General features: G+C 50.1%; 5 protein-coding genes and 1 pseudogene. 1 reads left to right on the top strand and 5 read right to left on the bottom strand.

Features of this window, described 5'->3' with window-relative positions; genetic code table 11:
* A partial coding sequence (locus H7F11_RS16805; protein ID WP_227485501.1) for a hypothetical protein occupies nucleotides 1-224 on the top strand: 224 nt, incomplete at its 5' end.
* Nucleotides 225-422: 198 nt separating this feature from the next.
* On the opposite strand, the gene H7F11_RS13430 is transcribed toward H7F11_RS16805, so the two are convergent.
* From H7F11_RS13430 to H7F11_RS13410, 5 genes and pseudogenes are all read right to left on the bottom strand, one after another.
* A complete protein-coding gene (locus H7F11_RS13430) occupies nucleotides 423-1,943 on the bottom strand; it encodes a Do family serine endopeptidase (protein WP_193658192.1) in 1,521 nt (506 codons plus the stop codon).
* Between the two features lie 176 nt (nucleotides 1,944-2,119).
* The gene (locus H7F11_RS13425) at nucleotides 2,120-2,407 is read right to left on the bottom strand and encodes a hypothetical protein (protein ID WP_227485500.1); all 288 of its coding nucleotides are present in this window, start codon (nucleotides 2,405-2,407) and stop codon (nucleotides 2,120-2,122) included.
* 153 nt (nucleotides 2,408-2,560) lie between these two features.
* Entirely contained in the window at nucleotides 2,561-3,091 is a 531-nt protein-coding gene (locus H7F11_RS13420) for a DUF4168 domain-containing protein (RefSeq protein ID WP_193658188.1), read from the bottom strand.
* Between the two features lie 1,012 nt (nucleotides 3,092-4,103).
* On the bottom strand, nucleotides 4,104-5,351 hold the full coding sequence (locus tag H7F11_RS13415; protein ID WP_193650462.1) for an MFS transporter: 1,248 nt from the start codon (nucleotides 5,349-5,351) through the stop codon (nucleotides 4,104-4,106).
* Between the two features lie 422 nt (nucleotides 5,352-5,773).
* Nucleotides 5,774-6,787: pseudogene (locus H7F11_RS13410) on the bottom strand (IS30-like element ISCARN114 family transposase).
* Between the last annotated feature and the right edge of the window lie 161 nt (nucleotides 6,788-6,948).

Here is a 6,948-nt window from a genome sequence, read left to right as displayed (position 1 = left end):
GTGCATTTCCGGAAGTGCGGTTGAAGACAGCTGTGTTCATTGACGTTCCTTATTTTCTCTCTCATGAAACTGGTAGCAAGGTGGCAAATCAGCTTGTCTACCCAGTATGTCAAAAGTTCTTGATAGGATTAACGCCATCCTTAGATCAAAGCGAAAAGCCTGGAAATAAGGACAAAAGGGTATTCACAATGTCACTACAGGCTGGAATACCCAGAAGCTATTAATCTGGAATAGAGATTTTATACCAAAGTGATGCACCGATTAAAGCAATTAAATAATTCGTACCAGGTTCTGTTCCAGAATGAATGGATGAGATGGACTTCCTCTTCCGCCAGCTGTGACTCGATGCAAAAAACTAAAATCCCCTAACTGCGTTGTCCATTATGGTTTTGGGGACAACACGCGTACTGATGCACCGTGAATTATTTCTTTGCGAGCGTAATGACCACATAGATGCTGGCTTTACCCTGACGGACCAACATGGGAATGGGTTGGTCTTTTGGTAACCCGGCGACAATGTGCGCCAGCTCGCTGACATTTTGGACATCCTGCTGATTGATCTGCTGAATGATCATTCCGGGCATCAGGCCTGCTTCAGCGGCAGGGCCTTCACTGACGCCTACCACCACCACACCATGGTGAACATCCAGCTGTTTTTCAATATCTGGAGTCAGATTTTGAACATGAATATCCATCCGACTGATTTTCAGGGTCTTTGCAGGCGCTGCCGGTTGGGTACTGCCGGGCTGCTCGTCCATGTTTTTCGGCAGGGCGGTGACCAGAACATTTTTGGTTTCCGCGACGCCATGATGAAGGATGCCCACGCTGGCATGGGTGCCGGGAACCGTGTTGCCGACCATGGGCGGCAGTTGGCTGATGTTGTAAATCGGTTTGCTGTCATAAGTCACAATGACTTCACCGGGCTGGATGCCAGCCTTGGCAGCGGGGCTGCCCGGCATCACCGAAGCCACGAGGGCGCCGACCGGTTCCTGAAGATGCAGGGCTTGCGCCATTTGCGGGGTGACATCCTGCACTTCGACACCCAGGTACCCGAACTGAATGGGTTTATGGTCCTTGAAGTCCTGCACCACGCGCATGACGGTATTGATGGGGATGGAGAAAGACAAGCCCATGTATCCGCCGCTGTTGGTGTATATCTGATCATTGATGCCGATTACCTGGCCCTTCATGTTAAAGAGCGGACCACCGGAATTGCCAGGATTAATGGGCACGTCGCTCTGGATGAAAGGGATGTATTCGTCATCAGGCAACGGCCGGTTCATGGCGCTGACTACCCCCTGGGTGACGGTATTGTAAAAACCGAAGGGCGCACCTACAGCCAGCAACCACTGTCCGACTTTCAGATGATCAGAATTGCCGATAGGGACAGTGGGCAGATCCTTGGCATCAATTTTCAGCAGGGCGGTGTCGTAGCGCACTGAAAGTCCGATCAGTTTGGCGGGATAGGCATGATGATTGGTCAGCGTGACGACAATATGATTGGCACCCCGTACTACGTGACCGGCGGTGACAATGTAACCATCCGGGCTGATGATGAATCCGGAACCCAGTGATTGAATTTTTTCGTGCTGCTGATGGCTGGGACCGGCTTGTCCGGGTGCGCCGAAGTGCTGAAAAAACTGGTAAAAAGGAGAATTTGGCGGAAACGGGTTGTGCTGTTGGTGGATGACTTTGTTGGTGGTGCTGCTGATGTTCACCACTGCCGGACCATAGCGATCAATAATGGGGGTAAAGTCCGGGAGGGCAACCAGCGCCTGTTGGGGTGCGGTGTTGGTGTGGATGGATAAGGCAGGTGCCGTAGAGGTGGCATCGGCCTGTGCCCATTCGGTGGCGCCCAGGGTAAAACCAAAGCACGCAGCGACAACAGCAGTAATCAGTAGTTTCGGGCGTTTCAACAGGGTTTTCGGGCGACTATTCGCCATAGGACTCTCCTTAGGAGTTTTGGTTCTGCAGTATGCATAAAGGGACCCCAAACAGAGGGCCATAATTGACGCTTTCCTTCGTTTTACGTAGCAATGCAACAGGCATAGTGGACGCTTAACGATTCAGGTCTCAGCCCATCGTCGCCACGATCTCAAAACACGCTGCCATGACTGGGTTAGTTCAGATGATTATTGTTAATGACCTCCCAATGGCTTCCGCCCGGTTTCCCGACTTCGATCATCTGAATTTGACCGTTACTGATCATGGAGCATCGATAAATCAGACCGTGCAAATGTCTGCACTGATTGATTTTTGTTTCTTTGACTTCCTGATCAATATGCTGCATCTGACTCTTGGTAATATTCATGTCCATGTTGTTGTCTTTAATGGCGCGGATAATATCTGCTTTTTTGAGTGCCCGACGTACATCCTGATGGCTAGGTCCGAAGGAACATCCAGACATTCCGATAACAGTAAAAAGCAACAAAAAAGAGAGTGTTAAAATGTTTTTCATTAAGATTTTGGATAAAAGATAGAATAGGGCCGAAAATAACCGTCAGAGATGCCGTGAATGGTATCCCTGACGTTCCATGATTTACCAATCAAGGTAGTGCGACTATGCACCAGACTTGATAGCGGCCTCGACCTTTTGAGCGAACTGTGGATCGCTATGGGCTTTTCTCATGAGCATCTCATAACTGCTTGCGGAGAGGTCATTTTTGGCCAGAATGCCGTGAACATCCTTTGCATAGGTCTGTGCAAGTGCTTTTTGCTTGGCTTTGCTTACGCCTTTTTGCATGGCTTCCGTACGCATTTTGGAATCCAGGGGCTCGATTGCTCGCAGAGCAGAAGCAAAATGCATGATTTCAGCGTTACTCACCGCAGGGCCCGCCTGAGGTGCAGAGGGCATCATTGGCTGGGAGCCAGATTGCGCTCCCGCTTGCGGCGCTCCGGAAGCCATAGGCGGTGTAGACGCACCGTTCTGCATTGCCGGTGAGGACGGTTGGGGTTGAGTGGTGGACATGGGGCTGCTCATGCTTGCAAAAGCAACGGATGTGCTAAACACGAATATTCCGAGTGCCGTGATTACGTTAGTCTGAATGCTTTTCAATAGTTCATCTCCCTTTTGGGTAAAAGAAAAGAGCATGGATTATGCTCGTAATTGCTTGAGTAAAATTGCACAAGCGTTTTTACGGTAACAACAGATAATCTGTATTGTCAAATAGGTGAATCAAATTTAACAAGTATTTAAACTGGTCAAAATATGAGTGTTGCGCATATTCAACATGGAGCCAGAAAACACGTTAATGTTTATAGGAAATCTCTTCTGTAATTTAACAGAAAACTGATATACCACATTAATATTTGTTTTTTTACCACCACCCGTGTAGATAAGCATGCTGGCGTGATCTATGGGTAATCATCATTCCTAGATACGGCAATTCATGCGCAACGGATTCTACGATAAGTATAAATTACGTTTGCGGATGATCTTGCGGAGACAAGACCATCCAGTACCTTATGGTTATGATGTTTTGGCTGGCGGTTGATTCGGATTCGATTGAGTCGCTGGTTGGCCTTCGGGGGATTGAGCAGAGGCTGAGGCCCCATGCTGCATGGAGTATGAGTGTGACTGTCCCTGAGAATGGTATGCCGGAGTCGCCGCACCTGCCGATGACTGTCCGCCATAAGGAGGGCTGGCAGCAGAAGAACCGTGTTGCATGGCCGGTGAAGAGGGTTGTCCCTGAGGCTGGTATCTCGGGGTTGCCGCACTGGCTGATGACTGTCCTCTGTAAGGCTGGGCAGAGGAAGAGGCGCCATGCTGCATGGCGTGTGAGGATGACTGTCCCTGTGGTTGATATCCTGGGGTCGCCGCATTGGCAGGGGTCATGGAACTCGCAAAAGCCATAGAAACACCTAAGGCGAATACACCAAGGCCCATCATTAATCTCGAATTTGAGTCTTGCATTAAGATCCTCCATCTAAAAAATCGATAGAAAGTAGTCAAATAGATATTGACCGTAGTACGTGGAATCCTCCACGACGACAGTACGCTAACAATACAAAACGGAGTTCGTCAAACGCTAATAAACGGTTGTTTTTATAACAACAATAGTGTTCCTTAATGAACACACGCAGAATCAATTATCGAATTAGAGTTAACTGATAATACCATCATTATCTTGCGGATTTTTCCAGTTGCCACAAAGGAATATAACCAGAGCAGTGACCATGACGCAGGCGATTATCAGAAACCCGATGCGGTAACCCATCCATGCGATAAAAACACCTGCCATTAATGGACCACTGGCATGCCCCACATCCCATAGACTACCAAATACGCCCATGGCCGCACCGAAATCCTGGTTTCTGACGATATCTCCTATCATCGCCGTCGTCGCCGGTGTAACCATAGCCGTGCCTAATCCAAATAACGTGCTCAGGGCAAGTAATGGCAGGAGTTGTCCCATATAGGGGATGGTTGCCATTACCGTTGCACATAGTCCGATCCCTGCCACGATAAAAGGTTTTCTCCCAACGTGGTCAGAGGCCCTTCCAAAGACGGGACGGAAGAAAATCGACGCTATCCCCTGAGCACCAAATAAGAAGCCGATATTCAGGATGGAGACATGCTGATTCAGTGCGTACAGAGGCAGATATGCCTGCATCGTACCTACGCCGAAATAGAGGGCAGCTTCTATCAGACTCACCAGACGAATAGCCGGGTCGCCGATGATCTGGCGCACACCTTGAACGGCTACGTGGAGAACTTCACCGGTAGTCCGCCGACCATCATGAATCGGCGCATCCCGTGGAAAAGGGAGAATTGCTAAAAGCGCAAGAAGGCCAATGCATCCTGAGACGATGAAGGCCGCCGCAAAACCCAAATGTGCAATCGTAGCTGCGGCAATGATCGGTCCCAATACGACCCCGGCATTTTCGGCTGCTCCGTAAAAACCGAGCCTGTGCCCACGCTGCGACGGAAAGGACTTGGCTACCTTCGCAGATGCGGCGGGGGCGTAAAGCGCCGTGGATAGGCCATTAAAAAAACGAACGGCTAACAATTGCGGCCAAAACCACACCAGCAGATACAAAAACGGCCCGATTGCGGTCACCATCATTCCGGCCAGCATCAACTGCCTAAATCCAAATTGATTTGTCAGGCTACCCGCAGGCAGCTTGACAAAAATCCCGGTGATGGTTGCTGCCGCAACGAGCAGACCGATCACCGCCGTTGGCGCCCCCAAATGCCAAGCATAGAGGGCGGTCAGGGGACTACGGATCATTTCGTAGCTTAATCGTCCACCAAAACCCACGCCGCACAAGAGCGGGAACCACCATGTTGGACCATCCGTCCGATGCGGCATGTGAGCGCCCTCTGACCTGCTGCTATTATCATCAGTCATAGGTGCGCCTAGAAAAGCGTGCGTACTTTACCTGCGGTATGGCTGATTTTCGCGGAAATTCCCATTTGCCACCATAGTGGTATCTTTTAGTTCGTCTTTGACACACCGTGGACGAACCAGATGATAGCGTCCGGAATAACTCGTCCGCGACAAGACACCCGAAAATTATCGACCAAGATATCACTTGGGCTAGTGATCTGATGGTTGAATGGATGATCCAGTAGCACATGGGGTTAAAGTCCAATGGAACAAAAACGTACGTCAAGTACTGTACAATTCGATCTCGTAAAAATCCATAGATAGCTCAAAGAGATGGTTTTCTTTTTCAGGATGCTCCACCCTTGACCACCTTTATATAGGTCTGTCAAACAGCACCGGGGATTTATCAGTTTTTAGCAGAAAATGTCAAATCAGTGGCGGTTTCAAGTTTGAAGTGCAACACCGCTGTTTAACTGCCTGATTTGCTGTGCCATCACTTCGGCTGGAGTTCGGAATCCCAAGGATTTCCTGAGCCGATTATTGAGTTCCTCCGCTACCTGAGTCAAACGCCGTTGTGAATATTCGGATAAGTCCGTGCCCTTGGGGAAATACTGACGTAGTAGGCCATTCGTATTTTCATTGGTCGGACGCTGCCAGGGGCTATGTGGGTCAGCGAAATAAACACGTATGCCCGTATTTCGCTCCAGTTCCTGATGCCGAGCCATTTCGCGACCCTGATCATAGGTGAGCGTTTGCCGGAAGCTCTTGGGCAGCGTACGCAAACGCCGCGTAAAGCTTTCCAGAATCGCCTCTGCCGTAGCATCCTCCACTCGCGCGAGGATGACGAAGCGACTGCTACGATCCACTAACGTGCCAATAGCACTGGCATTGAATGCCCCCTTGATCAGGTCGCCTTCCCAGTGACCGGGTACTTCGCGAGCTTGTGCTTCCTCCGGGCGCTCACGGATCGAGCGCATGTTCGTGATTCCACCACGACGGTCTTTACCTCGTGTGCGGGGCTTGCGTTTGCTGTGCCCTCTGCGCAGCCCTGCAATCAATGCCTTGCGCAGTTCACCCGCCGGGTGGGCATAGATAAACTGGTAAATAGTCTCATGAGAGACGTGCCACTGTTTGTCTTCGGGATAGTCCATCCGCAACCTCCCCGCTATCTGCTCCGGTGACCACTTCCTTTGCAGAATAGCGTGTGTCACCGCGAGGGTTAAAGGCGAACCTTCAGTCAACTTCCTGACTCCCTTGCGTCGGCGCCTCTGCGCTTCTTACCGAGCGCATACGGCGTCATAGGTCTCTTCCACACGACCTCGCTGAATCTCCCGACTGATCGTGCTAGGGCTTCGGCCCAACTGCCTGGCAATGCCACGAATACTCAGCCCCTGATTCAATCCACGCTGTATCTGGTTTCGTTGATCGGGCATCAATTGCCTGTATTTTCTGGCCATCTCTCACCTCCGTCTGACTTCGACCAGAGGTGTTGCACTTCATTTTAGAGCGCGCCAGTTTACCCATGGCCGGATCTGTTTCAGGAAATAGTTTCAACCTATTAGGTGATTACTTATTGATTTTAAGAGATATTTATTGATAAAAGCGTGATACCGTTTAA

This window comes from Acidithiobacillus sp. HP-2 (genome assembly GCF_015100155.1).
Lineage (GTDB): Bacteria > Pseudomonadota > Gammaproteobacteria > Acidithiobacillales > Acidithiobacillaceae > Acidithiobacillus.
This window is presented reverse-complemented; position numbering and strand designations above follow the sequence as displayed.